Annotated in this window: 17 protein-coding genes; 13 read left to right on the top strand and 4 right to left on the bottom strand. The window is 49.1% G+C overall.

Annotation, left to right across the window (positions count from 1 at the left end; genetic code table 11):
* Positions 1-39: 39 nt before the first annotated feature.
* The 9 genes from ACYVI1_RS10380 (at position 40) to ACYVI1_RS10340 (ending at position 9,474) form a co-directional block, all read left to right on the top strand.
* Positions 40-288 (top strand): hypothetical protein, encoded by a 249-nt coding sequence (locus ACYVI1_RS10380; protein WP_460909599.1) that lies wholly within the window; start codon positions 40-42, stop codon positions 286-288.
* A complete protein-coding gene (locus ACYVI1_RS10375) occupies positions 278-517 on the top strand; it encodes a type II toxin-antitoxin system RelE family toxin (RefSeq protein WP_460909597.1) in 240 nt (79 codons plus the stop codon). The genes ACYVI1_RS10380 and ACYVI1_RS10375 overlap by 11 nt, the downstream gene beginning before the upstream one ends.
* Positions 518-735: 218 nt before the next feature.
* The gene (gene rpsJ / locus ACYVI1_RS10370) at positions 736-1,041 is read left to right on the top strand and encodes a 30S ribosomal protein S10 (RefSeq protein ID WP_012930032.1); all 306 of its coding nucleotides are present in this window, start codon (positions 736-738) and stop codon (positions 1,039-1,041) included.
* Between the two features lie 242 nt (positions 1,042-1,283).
* Positions 1,284-3,284, top strand: coding sequence for a DNA mismatch repair endonuclease MutL (gene mutL / locus ACYVI1_RS10365; protein WP_460909595.1), 2,001 nt, complete (start codon positions 1,284-1,286; stop codon positions 3,282-3,284).
* 34 nt (positions 3,285-3,318) lie between these two features.
* Positions 3,319-4,098, top strand: coding sequence for a rhomboid family intramembrane serine protease (locus tag ACYVI1_RS10360; RefSeq protein ID WP_460909593.1), 780 nt, complete (start codon positions 3,319-3,321; stop codon positions 4,096-4,098).
* A gap of 2 nt (positions 4,099-4,100) precedes the next feature.
* Positions 4,101-5,024, top strand: a complete 924-nt coding sequence (locus ACYVI1_RS10355; RefSeq protein WP_460909591.1) for a rhomboid family intramembrane serine protease — start codon at positions 4,101-4,103, stop codon at positions 5,022-5,024.
* A gap of 266 nt (positions 5,025-5,290) precedes the next feature.
* A complete protein-coding gene (gene dxs, locus ACYVI1_RS10350) occupies positions 5,291-7,225 on the top strand; it encodes a 1-deoxy-D-xylulose-5-phosphate synthase (protein ID WP_460909589.1) in 1,935 nt (644 codons plus the stop codon).
* Between the two features lie 90 nt (positions 7,226-7,315).
* Positions 7,316-8,572 (top strand): aspartate kinase, encoded by a 1,257-nt coding sequence (locus ACYVI1_RS10345; protein ID WP_460909587.1) that lies wholly within the window; start codon positions 7,316-7,318, stop codon positions 8,570-8,572.
* Between the two features lie 68 nt (positions 8,573-8,640).
* Positions 8,641-9,474, top strand: a complete 834-nt coding sequence (locus tag ACYVI1_RS10340; protein WP_460909585.1) for an aminotransferase class IV — start codon at positions 8,641-8,643, stop codon at positions 9,472-9,474.
* 36 nt (positions 9,475-9,510) lie between these two features.
* Here the strand turns inward: ACYVI1_RS10340 and bioD are convergent, their stop codons facing one another.
* The 3 genes from bioD to ACYVI1_RS10325 all read right to left on the bottom strand — a co-directional run bounded on the left by bioD (position 9,511) and on the right by ACYVI1_RS10325 (position 12,516).
* A complete protein-coding gene (gene bioD / locus ACYVI1_RS10335; RefSeq protein ID WP_460909583.1) occupies positions 9,511-10,146 on the bottom strand; it encodes a dethiobiotin synthase in 636 nt (211 codons plus the stop codon).
* Positions 10,143-11,318, bottom strand: coding sequence for an aminotransferase class I/II-fold pyridoxal phosphate-dependent enzyme (locus ACYVI1_RS10330; protein WP_460909581.1), 1,176 nt, complete (start codon positions 11,316-11,318; stop codon positions 10,143-10,145). Before ACYVI1_RS10330 ends, bioD begins: the two co-directional genes overlap by 4 nt.
* Before the next feature lie 175 nt (positions 11,319-11,493).
* Positions 11,494-12,516 carry a zinc-binding dehydrogenase gene (locus ACYVI1_RS10325; RefSeq protein WP_460909579.1) on the bottom strand — a complete coding sequence of 341 codons (1,023 nt, stop codon included), beginning with the start codon at positions 12,514-12,516 and terminating at the stop codon, positions 11,494-11,496.
* A gap of 29 nt (positions 12,517-12,545) precedes the next feature.
* On the opposite strand from ACYVI1_RS10325, the gene ybeY reads away from it, so the two are divergent.
* Positions 12,546-12,965, top strand: a complete 420-nt coding sequence (gene ybeY / locus ACYVI1_RS10320; RefSeq protein WP_460909577.1) for an rRNA maturation RNase YbeY — start codon at positions 12,546-12,548, stop codon at positions 12,963-12,965.
* Between the two features lie 12 nt (positions 12,966-12,977).
* Positions 12,978-13,910, top strand: a complete 933-nt coding sequence (locus tag ACYVI1_RS10315; protein ID WP_460909575.1) for a polysaccharide deacetylase family protein — start codon at positions 12,978-12,980, stop codon at positions 13,908-13,910.
* 2 nt (positions 13,911-13,912) lie between these two features.
* Here ACYVI1_RS10315 and ACYVI1_RS10310 read toward each other — a convergent pair whose 3' ends face one another.
* On the bottom strand, positions 13,913-14,677 hold the full coding sequence (locus ACYVI1_RS10310; RefSeq protein ID WP_460909573.1) for an SDR family NAD(P)-dependent oxidoreductase: 765 nt from the start codon (positions 14,675-14,677) through the stop codon (positions 13,913-13,915).
* A gap of 365 nt (positions 14,678-15,042) precedes the next feature.
* Between ACYVI1_RS10310 and ACYVI1_RS10305 the strand changes: the two genes are divergently transcribed.
* Positions 15,043-15,774, top strand: a complete 732-nt coding sequence (locus ACYVI1_RS10305) for a ferritin-like domain-containing protein (RefSeq protein ID WP_460909570.1) — start codon at positions 15,043-15,045, stop codon at positions 15,772-15,774.
* Positions 15,775-15,788: 14 nt separating this feature from the next.
* Positions 15,789-16,586, top strand: coding sequence for a ferritin-like domain-containing protein (locus ACYVI1_RS10300; RefSeq protein WP_460909568.1), 798 nt, complete (start codon positions 15,789-15,791; stop codon positions 16,584-16,586).
* Positions 16,587-16,597: the final 11 nt, after the last annotated feature.

The raw sequence follows: 16,597 nt of genomic DNA, 5'->3' as shown, positions 1-16,597 counted from the left end.
GTTTTCATAGTTTAGTAGCATACATAAAGTAAGGCGAACATGAACGTGCAATATATTTCTAACCGAAAAGGAAAACGCACTGCCGTTGTGCTTCCCATTAAAGAGTGGAATAAAATAAAGGCACAACTTGACCTGCCCGACGACCGAGAGGAAAGGGACGAGGATGGGCTGCCGCTGACCAAAGCCGCCTTGCTGGCCGATGTAAAGGAAGCGTTGGAGGAAGTTAAATTGTATAAGCAGGGGAAAATTAAATTAGAATCGGCGAGAGAACTTCTTGATGAACTATAAAGTGGAAGCCTCTGGCCGATTTGACCGGGACATCAAAAAGTTGGCAAAGAAATATAAGTCGTTAAAGAATGAGTTAGCGGAATTGATTAACTCGCTTGAAGAAAATCCCACGCAAGGTACTTCACTCGGCCAAAATTGCTATAAAATCCGGCTTGCCATTCGAAGTAAAGGAACCGGCAAACGGGGTGGCTCACGAGTCGTCACCTATGTTGTTAAAGACGATGAATAAGTTATTTTGCTGACTATCTACAACAAGAAAGACAAAGCCGACCTGGAACCGGGTGAATTGGATAACTTATTAAATGACCTATAAAGTAATTTCCACAAAATCACAGTTATAGCTTTTCTACCTACACAATTCTCCGTACCTTTGCACCCGCATTTGCCCACCCGACCGGAGTAAATGGTTCTTTCGGCGGGTGTTAACAGATAACGAACCACAACACAATGAGCCAAAAAATTCGGATTAAACTGAAGTCCTTCGACCACATGCTGGTTGACAAGTCGGCGGAGAAAATCGTGAAAGCGGTTAAGTCGACGGGTGCCATCGTAAGCGGCCCCATCCCACTGCCAACCAACAAAGAAATCTACACGGTGTTGCGGTCGCCCCACGTCAATAAGAAGGCACGGGAACAATTCCAGCTTTGCACCTATAAGCGGTTAGTGGACATCTATAGCAGCAGCGCTAAAACGGTCGATGCGCTAATGAAACTCGAACTGCCCAGTGGTGTCGACGTAGAAATTAAAGTCTAACGACAATTATTCTAAGGCAGTAAAAGCCGCAAGCCCGAAACCTAAGTGGTTCGGACTTGCGGCTTTTTTATTGTTCTCTGTTCCTGGGTTCACGTTTCAGATTCGATAACGTTGACCCTGAAACGTGAACCCAGGAACAGGGAACTCTTCTCTATTTTATCTGAATTATAAGACGCGCCTGCCTGTTATTTTTGTATCTTGTACGTCACAGTAAACAGCCGTGCCGGGAGATTTTCTTCACTATGTTAAATGTTATTCAGCTACTGCCCGACTCAATAGCGAACCAGATTGCAGCCGGGGAGGTGGTGCAGCGGCCTGCGTCGGTGGTGAAAGAGTTACTCGAAAACTCAGTCGATGCCAAAGCGAAATCCGTACAGGTCATCATCCGGGAAGCGGGTCGTAACCTGATTCAGATTGTGGATGATGGCGTTGGCATGACCGAGACCGACGCCCGCATGAGTTTTGAACGCCACGCTACCTCTAAAATCCGTTCGTCCGACGATTTATTTCGTATCCGCACGATGGGCTTCCGGGGCGAGGCATTAGCCTCTATTGCGGCTGTGGCTCAAATCGAAATGCGGACCCGCCGGGCCGAAGAAGAGTTAGGTACACTGATTCGAATTGAAGGGTCCGACATCAAGGCGCAGGAGTCCATTTCGTGTCTGCCGGGAACAAACCTGCTCATTAAAAATCTCTTCTTCAATGTGCCCGCCCGGCGCAACTTCCTCAAATCCAATTCGGTGGAGATGCGCCATATCCTTGACGAATTTCAGCGGGTGTCACTGGCCAATCCCGAAGTAGCGTTTTCATTGTTTCATAACGACCAGGAGATCTATAACCTGCCTGCCGGAAAACTCAGCCGCCGAATTGTCGACATGTTTGGCAAGAGTTATCGCGAACAGTTGAATTTCTGCGACGAGCAAACGCCTTACGTGACCGTGCATGGGTACATCGGCAAGCCAGAGTCGGCGAAAAAGGCCCGAAATGAACAGTTTTTCTTTGTCAATAACCGATACATCAAACATAACTACCTGCATCATGCCGTAGTGGGCGCTTACGAAGGCACCCTGCCCGAGGGCAGCCACCCATTTTATGTGCTGTTTATCGACATTGACCCGTCGCATATCGACATTAATATTCACCCTACTAAAACCGAGATAAAATTTGACGATGAACGCTCCGTTTATGCTATTATGATGGCGGCTGTGCGGAAAGCCGTTGGCCTTTATAACCTTTCCCCGTCGCTTGATTTTGAATCGGATGTTAATTTTCTTTCCGGCACTCGGCGGCCCGTAGCCTCAAAACCGGCAACCGAACCAAATCCAGTGGCTCGGCCCGTTACGCCCTCATGGGCATGGGGTGGCGCAACACCGGTCAATGAACGAGGTGCGGTGCGAAACAATGCGTTAGACAATGCTGCCGGAAGCAGTTTTACCAGTTTGCCAAAGCCATCAGTAAACAACTGGCAAACCCTGCAGGAGGGCGCTGCCGGGGCGGATAACCTCTCCAGACAAAAGGGTAACACCGATGAAGAAAACGATTGGTTAGGGCCGACAAAGCAAGAGCCGGTACCTGCCGGTGAGCCTTTCGGCGATAATAAACCAATCACGCTGGGAAGTCGGGCCAATCAGTTGCAGGTACCTGCGGACTCCGAGGAACAGAATGAGCCTGTACTGGTTGATGATGACACTATCCTGCAAGTGCAGAATCGTTACCTTTTGGCGCCTATTAAGTCAGGAATGATACTGATTGACCAGCGTCGGGCGTATGAGCGAATTCTGTATGACCAGTTCCACACCGCACTTACGACCAAGAATGGTGCCTCGCAGCAGTTGTTGTTTCCTAAAACAATTACGCTGATGCCCATTGATTTTCAACTGGCGCTCGACCTACGCAGCGACCTGATTAATCTGGGGTTTGAATTCGATGAATTGGGCGCGAATACCTTTGTTATACGCGGCATCCCCACCTTAACGATGGGCGAAAATGAAGAAGAATTATTTGCAAACTTGCTGGCGCAATTGAGGGCCGATACGGGACGGTTAAAATTAGATAAGATTGAGTCGATGGCGAGGTCGCTGGCCCGGCGGGCGGCAATGCGGCATGCGACGCGTTTAGGCCTGCCAGAACGCAGGGCACTGGTAAATCAACTATTTGCCTCAAGCAATCCCAGTTATACGCCTGCTGGTGAACCAGTAACGGTTGTTCTGACGTTGGATAAAATTACAGGACTTTTTCGCTGATAATTGCGTTTATTAGCATAAATTGTACATCAGGATGTTTAATCTTTCGCCGGTAGTTCGCGTTCTGTTAGTAATCAATGTATTAGTATTTTTGGTAACGAATGAAGCTGTTATTGAGCGGTTTGGGCTGCACTCATTTTTATCGGATGCGTTTAACCCAATTCAGCTACTTACGCACATGTTTCTGCATGGTGGATTCAACCACCTGTTCAGCAACATGATCGGCTTAGTCGTTTTTGGACCGATGCTGGAACGATTCTGGGGCCCTCGCCGATTTACGTTCTTTTACTTTTTCACCGGCTTAGGAGCTGCGTTATTATTCTCAGGCATAAACTATTTTGAAATGCGAGACGTATATCAGGCAGTTCAGACGTATAAGACTGATCCCGGCTACGAAACGTTTTCGGTCTTTATCGATCAACATGCGGGTTCTTATTATGATCAATTAGTGCCATTTATCGACAAGTTTAAAAGCTATCCAGACGATAGCAAAAACATCCAGGATAGCCTGGCTATTGTCAATAAGATTGGGGTGAATCAGGTCGATCAACCCATGGTAGGTGCTTCTGGTGCGATTTTTGGGGTGATAATGGGGTTCGGGCTATTATTTCCGAACACTCAACTGTTTTTATTGTTCCCACCTATACCGATTAAAGCAAAATACCTCGTTATCTTCTACGGAGCCTTTGAGCTTTACTCGGGTGTTTATCAAGCGCAGGCCGACAACGTTGCTCATTTCGCCCATATAGGCGGCATGTTGTTTGCATACATACTGGTGAAATACTGGGGTTCCCAACGAAAAACGTTTTATTAGTGATGAGCGGGTTGTTCGAGGATTTTCGAAGCGAATTCAATAAGCCCAACAACACGTTGGTGCAGTTAATTCTTATTAATACAGTCGTCTTTCTGGTGCTGTTGCTGGCTAAAGTAAGCCTGACAATGGCCGAGGAAACAGGCATTTATCATTTCATGCGGGAGCAGCTCATGCTGCCCGGTGGTATTAACGCCTTTTTACGTAAACCCTGGACACTGCTCACGTATTTCTTCGCGCATGATGAGATTTTTCACATTCTCTACAACATGCTGTTTTTGTACTGGTTTGGCCGGTTAATTGATGAGTATCTGGGCAACCGCCGATTAATTGGTCTCTATATTATGGGCGGCCTGGCAGGAGGCCTGCTTTATTTAATCGTTTATAATCTGGTTCCGTACTTTCATAATCAGGTCGAAACGGCCCGGTTGCTGGGGGCATCGGCAGCCGCCTTTTCTGTAGCCGTTGGTGCAGCTACTTTATTGCCAAACTACACGTTTCATCTCTTGTTTTTTGGCCCGGTACGCATCAAATACATTGTCTTCTTCTTTATCATTTTGTCGATAGCTCAGACGGCTGGCACAAATGCAGGCGGTAATCTGGCCCACATCGGCGGTGCAGTCATGGGATTTTTCTATGTCAAGTTATTGCAGAACGGTACGGATTTAGGGCGGCCCATCTACTGGATAGCCGATGGCTGGAGCAATTTACTGAAGCCTAAACCCGCCGTTAAAGTCTCGTACCGGCAGCGGAGCAGTGCCAATACACAAGCCAGTTCATATGCATCCACAACGGGTTCCTCGTCGTCCATATCTACGCCCGATCAGGACGAAGTAGATATGATTCTGGATAAAATCTCGCGATCAGGCTACGAGAGTCTGACCCGCGAAGAAAAACAAAAACTTTTCCGGGCCAGTCAGCGGAACTGATAAACTCCTGGATGGTCATGCAGCGACCCATTCATGTGTTAAAAACCACGTTTAAGGCGTTGGTGGGCCACCTTATCAGCAACGCGAATTCCCTGTAAAATCTAAGTCTCTGGTGCCCACGTATATATACGGACGCCCAGAGACTTAGATTTTTTATAATTAGTAAAAAATATAGTAGCTTCGTTGCTTTATTGAACAGGCATTACACCTATAGAACATTGTAGTCTATACGTATGTTGTAAGACATACGTTTATCTGCTACCACCATGCTGATTACCCCTGGCAGTCTACTGGCCACCATCAATACCCCCGACGATCTTCGTAAACTCGATAAATCTTTCCTGCCTCAGGTTGCCGACGAATTACGTCAGTTTATTATTGACGATGTTTCCGTGTATGGGGGTCACTTCGGTGCCAGCCTCGGCGTTGTTGAATTGACCGTTGCCCTGCATTACGTTTTCAATACGCCCGATGATCAATTAGTTTGGGACGTGGGTCATCAGGCTTACGGTCACAAAATTCTGACCGGTCGGCGGGAGCAGTTTCATACCAATCGTTTCTACAAAGGCCTGTCGGGGTTTCCGAAACGAAAAGAAAGTACTTACGATGCTTTTGGCGTTGGGCATTCATCCACGTCAATCTCGGCGGCTTTAGGTATGGCTGTAGCCTCACAATTACAGGGTAATACACGGCGCAATCACATTGCGGTTATCGGCGATGGAGCCATGACTGCCGGCGAAGCCTTTGAAGGCATGAATCATGCCGGTGCAACGGACAGCAACCTGCTCATTGTGCTGAACGACAACTGCATGAGCATCGACCCCAACGTGGGTGCTCTGCGCGAATACCTGACCGATATTACTACCTCGCAAACGTATAATAAAGTTAAAGACGAAGTCTGGAATTTGCTCGGTAAGATGGATAAACTGGGCAAGACCGCCCAGGACCTGGTATCACAGGTGCAGTCGGGCATTAAAAGTTCATTGCTGGAGCAGAGCAACTTATTTGAATCGTTGCATCTGCGCTACTTTGGCCCCATCGATGGGCATGACATCGACCATTTAGTTAGTGTTTTAGACGACCTTAAACACATTCCGGGTCCCAAGTTGCTGCATATTCTAACCGTAAAAGGAAAAGGATATGCTCCCGCAGAAAAAGACCAGACCAAATGGCATGCGCCTGGTTTGTTCGATAAAGTGACGGGAGTCATTCAGAAAAAGATTTATGATACACCTCAGCCACCAAAGTATCAGGATGTATTTGGCAATACGTTGGTTGAGCTGGCCAGGCAAAATGCCCGCATCGTGGGCGTTACCCCCGCCATGCCCTCTGGCTCGTCAATGAATATCATGATGAAGGCAATGCCAAAACGGGCCTTCGATGTGGGTATTGCTGAGCAACATGCGGTAACGTTCTCTGCCGGGATGGCCACGCAGGGCGAAGTTGTTTTCTGTAACATTTATTCAACGTTCATGCAGCGGGCCTATGATCAGGTCATTCATGACGTTTGTATTCAGGAACTTCCCGTTATTTTTTGCCTCGACCGGGCGGGCTTTGCCGGCGCCGATGGACCTACCCATCATGGCGCTTACGATTTGGCCTACATGCGCTGCATTCCAAACATGATTGTGGCCGCGCCCATGAATGAGCAGGAACTGCGAAACATGATGTTCACCGCTCAGTCAGATGAGGTACAGCATGGCAAACAGGCATTCACGATTCGCTACCCACGCGGTGAGGGTGTAATGCCCAACTGGCAAACGCCATTTGAAAAGCAGGAGATTGGCAAAGGCCGCATGATTGCTGATGGGCAGGAAGTAGCCATTCTAACCATTGGTCATATTGGTAATTATGCTGTTCAGGCTACAGCGCTATTGACAAAAGAAGGCATCCGGCCTGCTCATTTTGATATGCGCTATGTGAAGCCCCTCGATGAGGTATTACTTCACCAGATTTTCAGCCGGTTTGACCGCATTCTGACCGTTGAGGACGGCTGTGTGATGGGTGGGTTTGGCAGTGCCGTGCTGGAATTTATGGCTAATCATGGCTATTTGGCTCGTGTCAAACGACTCGGCATCCCCGATGCGGTAATTGAACACGGCGAACAAATCGAACTTCACCGCGAATGTGGATTTGATCCGGCGGGCATTGCTGATGCTGTTCGTGAATTGCTATTTACAGGACGGGCCATCCCTGTTTAATTTTCTGTTTCTGACAGGATTATAGAATTGCAGGATTATCATCCGGATAAACCCTGTTAATCCTGTAATCCTGTCTATTTTTTAGTGATTATGCACGTTTTCAAGTTTGGGGGTGCCTCGGTTAGAGATGCGGCTGGTGTTCGGAATATGGCCCAAATTGTTCAGGTTCAGGGCCAGAATGCCGTGGTTGTTGTGTCGGCCATGGGGAAAACGACGAATGCGCTGGAGACGCTTGTCCGGGCTTATGTAAACCAGCAAGTCAATGCCGTTCAGGAAACACTGGCAACCATAACAGCCTACCATGCGGGTATCATGGCTGACTTAACCGGCAACTTCGACCAGGTACAGCGGACGATTGCCTATCTTGAAAGCTATCTGGAGCAACCGCCAACGGGCTCTTACGATGAAATTTATGACCAAGTCGTTTCGCTGGGGGAGATCTTGTCGACGCAAATTATTGCGGCCTATTTACAGCAAACCGGCTTACCCGTTCACTGGCTCGATGCCCGCGAGTTGATCTGCACCGACGCCACATTTCGCGAAGGCCGGGTTGACTGGGACGAAACGAACCGACGGATCAGCCTTGCCGTGACGGAAACAGGGGTAAAAATAACGCAGGGGTTTATTGGTCAGGCCGTTACGACAGATCGCCCGGATCAGCGCACAACAACGCTTGGGCGCGAAGGCTCCGATTATACAGCCGCTATTTTTGCCTATTGTCTCAATGCCGAAGGCGTTACCATCTGGAAAGACGTACCGGGCGTACTGAATGCCGACCCAAAATGGTTTGATGACACTGTGCTCTTAAAGAAAATAACGTATCAGGATGCCATTGAACTGGCTTATTACGGGGCGACGGTAATTCACCCAAAAACGATCAAGCCCCTCCAAAACAAAGGCATACCGCTGTATGTTCGATCGTTTTTGCAACCTGATGCGCCCGGAACGGCCATTGGCAATTATGAACAATCCCTCCTGATACCGTCGTTTATCTTCAAGATAAATCAGGTACTGATTTCGCTTCGCCCTAACGATTTTTCGTTTATTGCGGAGGATAACCTAAGCCGGATTTTCGGCCGTTTTTCGCAGGCGGGGGTAAAAATCAACCTGATGCAAAATACCGCCATCAGTTTTTCGGTAGTGGTCGACAATAATCCCGACCGTGTACCTGCTTTGCTGGTTCAGTTAAAACAGGATTTTCGGGTTAGTTACAACGATGGGCTGGAACTTATCACGATTCGCTATTACGACCAGAGCACAATTGACCGCGTTCTGGTAAACAAGCGGTTATTGCTGGAGCAGAAAAGTCGCAACACGGTGCAATTGGTCGTTAAAGATTTGGGGTAAGCGTTTGCTCCGTATCGGGCATCGAGTCTCTTTTCTGTATCTTTGAGTCAGGCAAAATCATTTTTTTCATGTACTACGGCTATTTCAACGGCACCAGTGCCCCCGTCGACCAGCTTGCCGTCGGCGTCATGGACCTCGGCCTGTTGCGGGGTTACGGCCTTTTCGATTATTTCCTGACCTATAACGGCAAACCGTTTCAGTGGGACTGGTATTGGGAACGTTTTCAGAACTCGGCCTCGCGCATGCACCTGTCACTACCACTTGGTAAAGACGAAGTCCATGCGATTGTGATGGCGTTGGTGGAGCGGCACGCCGAGTCGGGGGGGCTGGGTGACGTAGGTTTCCGGTTTGTCTTAACAGGTGGCTACTCGGCCGATAGCATCAGCATCGAAAAACCGAACCTGCTCATTTTAACCGAACCCATTCACCCTGTGCCGCCAATTCAGTATGAACAGGGTATAAAGGTCATTCTGGATGAATATGTCCGGGAAATGGCCGAAGTAAAGAGCACGGATTACAAGCGCGTTATTTTAATGGCCCAGGCCATTCGGTCCGCCAGAGCATCAGATTTGCTGTACCAGAAAGGTGGGGAAATCAGTGAACTGAGCCGAAGCAATTTCTTTATTGTGAAGAGCGCGCGCTTAATCACCCCAGACCGGCATATTTTGCACGGTATTACCCGCAGAACCATACTGCAGTTAGCCCAAAGCGATTTTCAGGTGGAAGAACGGCCCGTTTTGCTTTCTGAACTCTACGATGCCGACGAAGCTTTTACTACCAGCTCGACCAAAAAAGTGCTGCCCATTACCCAAATTGGCGACCTCACCATTGGCGACGGGCATGTTGGCCCTACATCGAAATTTCTCTTAGAGCGATTTGATGATTTAGTTGAGGCCTGGTAGATGACAAGACCTAAAAGCCGGGCCGCCGGAGCGGTTTCAGAAACTTTTTAGGTCTATAAGTTGCGTGTATTTTCGAATCACTTCCTTTGTGATACTCTCCTCCTGCCCTATTCGGCCAAGGCAGGGCAGACCCGTATAGTTTAAGATTAACGTCTCTGTTGCTGGAACGGTCGGCCCGTTAAACAACAGACCCGCAAGTTGAATATTCCGGCTGCGGCATGCTTCGACGGACAACAACGTGTGGTTAATACTGCCTAAGTAATTGCGTGATACCAGCACGACCGGCAGCTTCAGTTGCTGCACCAGGTCGATGTTCAGGTCATTCTGATTCAGCGGCACCATAAGCCCGCCAGCCAGTTCAACGACTAATGAATTGGCTGTTTGTGGCAACGTCAGTTTTTCCAGTTCAATCACAACCCCTTCCAATTCAGCCGCTGCGTGGGGCGAAAGCGGCTGTTTCAGTCGGTAAGCTTCCGGGTGGAAAACCGACGTTCGATTGCTCACAAGTTGGCGTACTGTATTTGTATCGGAGTCCTCCAATGCACCCGACTGCACGGGCTTCCAGTAGTCAGCCTGCAACGCTTCGACCAACACCGCCGATGCAATGGTTTTACCCACTTCGGTACCGATTCCGGCCACAATTAGTTGGATGGGCAGTCGATGCTGATTCATACGCTGAGTCGGCTGGCTAAAGCAATCTGCAAAATGCTGACCAACTGGTCTATTTCGTCGGTTGTGTTAAACGCATGAATACACAGCCGTAGACGCTCCTGCCCCGCCGGAACCGTTGGACTAAGGATGGCCCGTACATCCAGGCCTGTTCGCTGCGCTTGAGCAGCCACATAACGCGCCTGTTCGTTGCCCGCTATAATCAGGCATTGAATGGGCGACTCGCTATCGGTCCAGTGGGTATTGGGCAAACGTTCCTCGCGCTGTAGACGAAAGTAGGCAAGCTGTTCATAAAGCCGTCGCCGGGCCTCGGGCTGTGCCTGCATATGTTCGTGGGCGCAGCGAATGGCCAGCAGGATATGGGGTGGCAGGGCAGTCGTATAAATGAACGGACGGGCAAAATTGATGAGGTATTGACGCAGTATGGCCGGGCCAGCAACAGCCGCGCCATGAACGCCCAACCCTTTGCCAAAGGTATGCACGCGGGCCAGTACCCGATCCTGCAAATTCAGAGCCACCACTAAGCCTTCCCCCTTCGGGCCATACAACCCCGTTGCATGCGCTTCATCGACCAGCAGAGCCGCGCCGAAGCGTTCGCAGAGGTCGGCCAGTTCGGCTAAGGGCGCAACATCGCCATCCATTGAATAAACCGACTCGACACCCACAAAAATTTGCCCGCTGTTTCTGTTGGCTGCTTCCTGTAATTTGGTTTCTAAATCGCTCAGATCATTGTGCTGAAACCGATACCGACTGGCGTAACTCAACCGGGCGCCGTCAATCATGCTGGCATGAACCAGCTCATCCGTGAGGAGGGTGTCACCCGCTTTCGGCAAACAGGCCAGAAGACCAAGATTGGCATCGTACCCTGAGTTGAAGATCAAAGCCGACTCTGTTTTATAAAACAGAGACAGTTCCTGTTCCACAGCATCGGCAAGTTGTGTCTGACCAGCCAGAAGCCGGGAACCAGTTGCGCCGGTGCGTAGGGTGATCCTGTCACTATCGGCCCGTTGAATGCTCGCTTTGAGTGCAGCCGAACGGGCAAACCCCAGATAGTCGTTCGAGCAGAAATCAACCAACTCATCTGCTGTATTGAGTTGGCGCAACAGACCGTTTTGCCGATAAGCGGTTAATCGCTTTGCCAAGGTGTCTGTTACCTGCTGTGTTGCTGTAGGCATAGTAACAAAGGTAGCAGGGTCAACTGAAATGAGTCACACGCTGATACCATCAAACGAGAAAATGTGCGTAAGTACCTACTTATCCACAAACCGATTGTGGATAACTTTAAGGTAAGCAACTAATTATCCTAAAATTAACTGGATAAATGAAAAAATTACAACTATAGACATAGTTTTAGGCAATCTTAAGTATAATCTTACCAAACTGCTTGCCAGCGTCCATTCGTTGCATAGCCTGCTCGATGCTGGTCAATGGTAAAATTTCGTCTATAACAGGTACAAGCTGGTTATCGGCAACGAAGGTCATCAGGCTGGCAAATTCTTTTTCGGTACCCATCGTCGAGCCGAAAATGGAAAGTTGTTTGAAAAATACTTTCGGCGGGCTGATGTCGGTGATCGTACCCGTCGTACCGCCAAAGAAGGCAATACGGCCACCGGGTGCGGCCAGATCAATCAGCCTGGCAAAGCCTGGTCCGCCTGCACTGTCGATAATCACATCGAAATAGCCAGGTCGTCCGGCCCCGGTCCGGGCCATCAGTGTTTTATGCCAGTCAGGCTCCCGGTAGTTAACACCACCCGTCGCGCCTAATTCCATTGCCTTTGCTACTTTATCATCCGAACCCGACGTTACCCATACCTCAGAACCGGCGGCAACAGCAATTTGCAAAGCCACTAAAGCAGCCCCTCCGCCAATGCCCGTAATCAATACTTTTTCGGGTGTGCCACCTGTGTGTAAACCCGCGCGTGTTACGAGTGCCCGCCAGACCGTCAGCCCAACCAACGGCAGGGCAGCCGCCTGCTCAAACGATAGGTGAGCGGGTTTGTGGTAGATATTTGTCGCATCAATGGCTATATACTCGGCAAACGTGCCGTTGTCAGGCATGCCCAGAATTCGGAAGTCGGAACCGTAAAACTTCGGATTATTTCCCCAATGCAAGGCAGGATTGATAACAACAGCCTGACCTCGCCATACAGGGTCAACACCTTCGCCAACATCAGCCACAACGCCGGCTCCATCAGAACCTAAAATAGCAGGCAATTTAATGCCTGGATATAAGCCCTGCTGAATAAATATATCGCGGTGATTCAGGGCAGCAGCTTCCACTTTTAGTAGCACCTGACCCGGTCCGGCAACAGGCATGGGCGCGTCGATAAGTTGAACAGGTTTATGGGTTTCGGCAAGCAGGGCGGCTTTCATCGTGTATATTTGTCCGTAAAAACGAGTAGATGATTCGGTTTTTCAACGAAGACGTACCCTACAAACTTCCGCAAAAGCAAGCTCTTCGCCAGTGGCTTAAACAGCAGGCCGCGCAGGAAGGTTACGCCGTGGGTGAGTTAAATTATATTTTCTGCTCCGACGAATACGTGCTGGAAGTCAATCGGGATTACCTTCAGCACGACTATTATACCGACATTATCACATTCGACCAGAGCGAAACGGAGGGAAAAATCGAGGGGGATATTTTCGTCAGCGTTGAGCGCGTAGCCGACAATGCAATCCAGGTAAACATATCGGCAGAACAGGAAATGCGTCGGGTACTGGCGCACGGACTGCTCCACCTCTGCGGTTATGGCGACAAAACGGATGAACAGGCCGCGCACATGCGGGCAAAAGAAGAAGAATGGCTAACTAATTATAGTTCTTAACCAACACTACGGATGATGCGCCTGGTCGTTTTCCTGTCTCTGCTACTGACGACCGCGCTCGCTCAGAAAAAAATAGCCATTACCATCGACGACTTGCCAACGTCGTCGCGCTATTACGCTACAGCCGCCGGTCGTTTACACATCACGCAACAACTCCTTTCGCACTGCAAAGCCTATCAGGTTCCGGCTATTGGGTTCGTTATCGGCAATTTATTACAAACAAATGGCCAACCCGATTCGGCTCAGTTCGCCTTGTTAACCAAGTGGTTAAACGCCGGTCTGGAACTGGGTAACCACACATCTGCCCACAAAGATTACAGTGTTGTCTCCTTCGGGGAGTTGAAAGCGGATGTGCTGGCGGGCGAACTTGCCGTGAAAAACTTTGTGCAGCAACGGGGCAACCTTTTCCGCTATTTCAGGCATCCGTACCTCCATAAAGGCAATACGCAGGCCAAAAAAGATTCGCTGGAAGCCTTTCTACAGCAGCAGGGCTATCAGGAAGCTCCCGTTACGGTCGACAATTCGGATTGGGTGTTTTCGCGGGCTTATGACAACGCTCTTTTATTGGGCGACACGGCCCTTTCAGCCAGCGTGGGCGACCGTTATGTAAGCTACATGAACGATTGCATTGTGTATTACGAAGCTCAAAGCGATTCACTTTTCGGGCGGCCGATTTCGCACACGCTACTCATACATGCCAACGCCATCAACGCGGATTTTCTTCATAAACTCCTGGCAAGGCTAAAGCAACGCGGGTATGCCTTTGTTTCCTTAAAGGAAGCCCTGACCGATAACGCCTATCGTTCCAAAGACCAATACGTTGGTAAAGGAGGCATATCGTGGCTGCACCGCTGGGCGTTGACGCAAGGAAAAAAAGGTGCGTTTTTTAGGGGCGAACCCGAAGTTCCGGCCCCGATAGAGGAACTGGCCAACCGAAAATTATAGGCTCACCCTGCTGTCATTCCGCCATCCATCTGAAGCGCCTGACCCGTACAGAAGCTGTTTTCGTCAGAACAGAGCCACAGAATTGCCTGAGCAATTTCTTCGGGCTGGCCAAATCTGCCCATCGGAATCAACCGGCGCATCCGCTCCTCCATAGCAGGAGCCGTATTGATTAACTCATCGACCATTGTCGAATGCGTATAGACCGGACAAATGGCGTTGATGCGAATGTTCTGGCGAACATACTCTAAGGCGGCTGTTTTTGTCAGGCCAATTACGGCATGTTTTGATGCGCTGTATGGGGCGCCCATCGGCATACCCCGAACACCGGCAATACTCGATACGTTTACGATTTTGCCTCCCGCCGGATTTTGCATCAGCATCTGCCGGATCTGGGCTTGCATTCCATAAAATACGCTGCCAACGTTGACAGCCATCATCTGGTCAAAATCCGCCGGTGTTTGGTCGAGCAGCCGCCCATATTTACCCCCGATACCGGCATTGTTGATGCCAATATCTAATCGACCATAGATGGCAACCGTTTGCCGAACGGCGGCTTCAATGTGCTCTTGGTCGGCAACATTGCAGGCAATAAATAACGCTTCGCCACCCTTCTGCCTGATTTGCTCAACCGTTTCTCGACCGGATGCTTCGTTAATTTCAGCCACAATAATGCGCGCCTTATGTTTGGCAAAGGCCATCGCTGTTGCCCGGCCAATGCCTGACCCGGCGCCCGTGATGAAGGCAATCTGATTACTAAAATCTGGCATAATTTACTGTCGTATAGGGTTCAGATATGTAGACTAAAAATAAGCGATTAAGTAGCGAAAAACCTTATGAACGTAAAATTCGCGCCGACAACTAAGCGTGCACAAAAAAAAGGTACCAGATAAGGCGATGTTCACTAATGTATTAGTCAGTGTGTTAGCATAGAGATTAATTATGTTTTTTCAACATTTTTTTAATTAAAAAATAGCTTATAACGCTATCTATCAGGCGATTCAGTGCAGAACGATTTGCATTTACACTTTTTTTAGTAAACAGTAAAATCTATTTCTCCGTTAGACAGCGTATGTACGTTACCTCAGCCGCCAAATAGCTGACATTAAATTAAATAACTTAACTATTTCACTCAATGAAAAACGTTACGAATCGACCCGAAACGACGTCGGAAGCGGCAGCCAGCCGCCGGTCGTTTCTGCGAGTAGCGGGGGCAGCAGCCGTAACCGGTGGTCTGTTAACAGCCTGCTCCAACGCGGACGAAACTTCTGTTATGCCTACTGGTAGCGCCCGTGCTGCTGGCGACGTCGTCAAACTACCAACCGGTGATACCGGTATATTGGCTTACGCCTATGTGCTGGAACAACTTGAAGCCGCTTTCTATGAGCTGGTGGTGGCCAAACCTTTCATGGGTATGACTGCGGGACAAAAACAAATTTTTACAGATATTGGCGGTCATGAAATTATTCACCGCGAATTTTTCAGATCAGTTGTTGGGGGCCAGGTACCTAACCTGACATTTAACTTCGCAGGTATTGATTTTAATGACAAGGGATCAGTGATGCAGGCAGCGGCTGACTTCGAACTAACAGGTGTTGGCGCTTATAACGGCGCCGGTAAGTACTTCAAGGATGGTGGTCTTTTGACGGTGGCTGGCAAAATTGTATCGGTTGAAGCTCGTCACCACTCCATTATCCGTGAATTGCAATATCCACGTTCGGATGCGTTTGCGGGTCCAACTATCGTCACCAGCGATACAGGGTTGCATAAAGCTTACGAACCAACGTTCGTGTTGCCTATCGTACAGAAATTTATTTTAGAAACAATTGATGCCAGCGCATTAGTAGCCAGCCTAAAGGCAGCATAAACCACTTAACTCCAATGAACTTACAGAACTTATTCAGCGAAATTGAGAAAGTGGATGGCGAAATTTTTGATCGTCTGGCCCACGTCTCCCGTCGGGGCTTATTTAGCTCGCTGACCAAGAAAACGATAGCTGTTGCAGCACCAGCCATTATGGCATCTGCTTTTACTAAAGCATATGGCCAGGCCTTGCCACAGAATGTGATTGATGTACTGAATTTTGCCCTTACGCTGGAACATTTGGAGTATCGCTTTTACGATAATGCCAACAACCTGACTATGATTCCGGCTCAGTACAAAGAGGCATTCGAGGTGATCCGTCGGCACGAACAGGTACACGTTCGGTTGTTAAAAGGGGTAATTGGTCCACAGGCCGTTCCCGAACCGAAGTTCGATTTCTCAGCGAAAGGACTCTTTAACGATACGTTCAGCAATTTCCAAACGTTTTTGGCTGTTTCACAAACGTTTGAAGACACCGGTGTTCGGGCTTATAAAGGCCAGGCAGCAAATCTGATGAATGCACCAGCTATTCTGGAGGTTGCATTACAGATCCATGCCACTGAAGCAGCCCACGCGGCTAATGTACGCTACCTGCGTGGTCAGAAGGGCTGGATTACGGGCGGTACCGCAATGATGTCAGGCGTTCCTGCCGCTGTGAATGCCAATTATGCCGGAGAAGAGAACACCAACAATTTGGGTGGACTGGTTGGGAATTCGTTTAAAATTCCTATAACCATGGATATGATTACCGAATCCTTCGACGAACCGCTAACCAAACAACAGGTGTTGGATGCTGTGGCACCCTTCTTTGCCTAACGATTACGCGT

Source organism: Spirosoma areae, from assembly GCF_054781775.1.
This window is presented reverse-complemented; position numbering and strand designations above follow the sequence as displayed.

Excerpts from the sequence above, each read along its gene's own strand:
- ACYVI1_RS10380 (WP_460909599.1), top strand. The coding sequence starts at position 40 with ATGAACGTGCAATATATTTCTAACCGAAAAGGAAAACGCACTGCCGTT.
- ACYVI1_RS10375 (WP_460909597.1), top strand. The coding sequence starts at position 278 with ATGAACTATAAAGTGGAAGCCTCTGGCCGATTTGACCGGGACATCAAA.
- rpsJ (WP_012930032.1), top strand. The coding sequence starts at position 736 with ATGAGCCAAAAAATTCGGATTAAACTGAAGTCCTTCGACCACATGCTG.
- mutL (WP_460909595.1), top strand. The coding sequence starts at position 1,284 with ATGTTAAATGTTATTCAGCTACTGCCCGACTCAATAGCGAACCAGATT.
- ACYVI1_RS10360 (WP_460909593.1), top strand. The coding sequence starts at position 3,319 with ATGTTTAATCTTTCGCCGGTAGTTCGCGTTCTGTTAGTAATCAATGTA.
- ACYVI1_RS10355 (WP_460909591.1), top strand. The coding sequence starts at position 4,101 with ATGAGCGGGTTGTTCGAGGATTTTCGAAGCGAATTCAATAAGCCCAAC.
- dxs (WP_460909589.1), top strand. The coding sequence starts at position 5,291 with ATGCTGATTACCCCTGGCAGTCTACTGGCCACCATCAATACCCCCGAC.
- ACYVI1_RS10345 (WP_460909587.1), top strand. The coding sequence starts at position 7,316 with ATGCACGTTTTCAAGTTTGGGGGTGCCTCGGTTAGAGATGCGGCTGGT.
- ACYVI1_RS10340 (WP_460909585.1), top strand. The coding sequence starts at position 8,641 with ATGTACTACGGCTATTTCAACGGCACCAGTGCCCCCGTCGACCAGCTT.
- bioD (WP_460909583.1), bottom strand. The coding sequence starts at position 10,146 with ATGAATCAGCATCGACTGCCCATCCAACTAATTGTGGCCGGAATCGGT.
- ACYVI1_RS10330 (WP_460909581.1), bottom strand. The coding sequence starts at position 11,318 with ATGCCTACAGCAACACAGCAGGTAACAGACACCTTGGCAAAGCGATTA.
- ACYVI1_RS10325 (WP_460909579.1), bottom strand. The coding sequence starts at position 12,516 with ATGAAAGCCGCCCTGCTTGCCGAAACCCATAAACCTGTTCAACTTATC.
- ybeY (WP_460909577.1), top strand. The coding sequence starts at position 12,546 with ATGATTCGGTTTTTCAACGAAGACGTACCCTACAAACTTCCGCAAAAG.
- ACYVI1_RS10315 (WP_460909575.1), top strand. The coding sequence starts at position 12,978 with ATGATGCGCCTGGTCGTTTTCCTGTCTCTGCTACTGACGACCGCGCTC.
- ACYVI1_RS10310 (WP_460909573.1), bottom strand. The coding sequence starts at position 14,677 with ATGCCAGATTTTAGTAATCAGATTGCCTTCATCACGGGCGCCGGGTCA.
- ACYVI1_RS10305 (WP_460909570.1), top strand. The coding sequence starts at position 15,043 with ATGAAAAACGTTACGAATCGACCCGAAACGACGTCGGAAGCGGCAGCC.
- ACYVI1_RS10300 (WP_460909568.1), top strand. The coding sequence starts at position 15,789 with ATGAACTTACAGAACTTATTCAGCGAAATTGAGAAAGTGGATGGCGAA.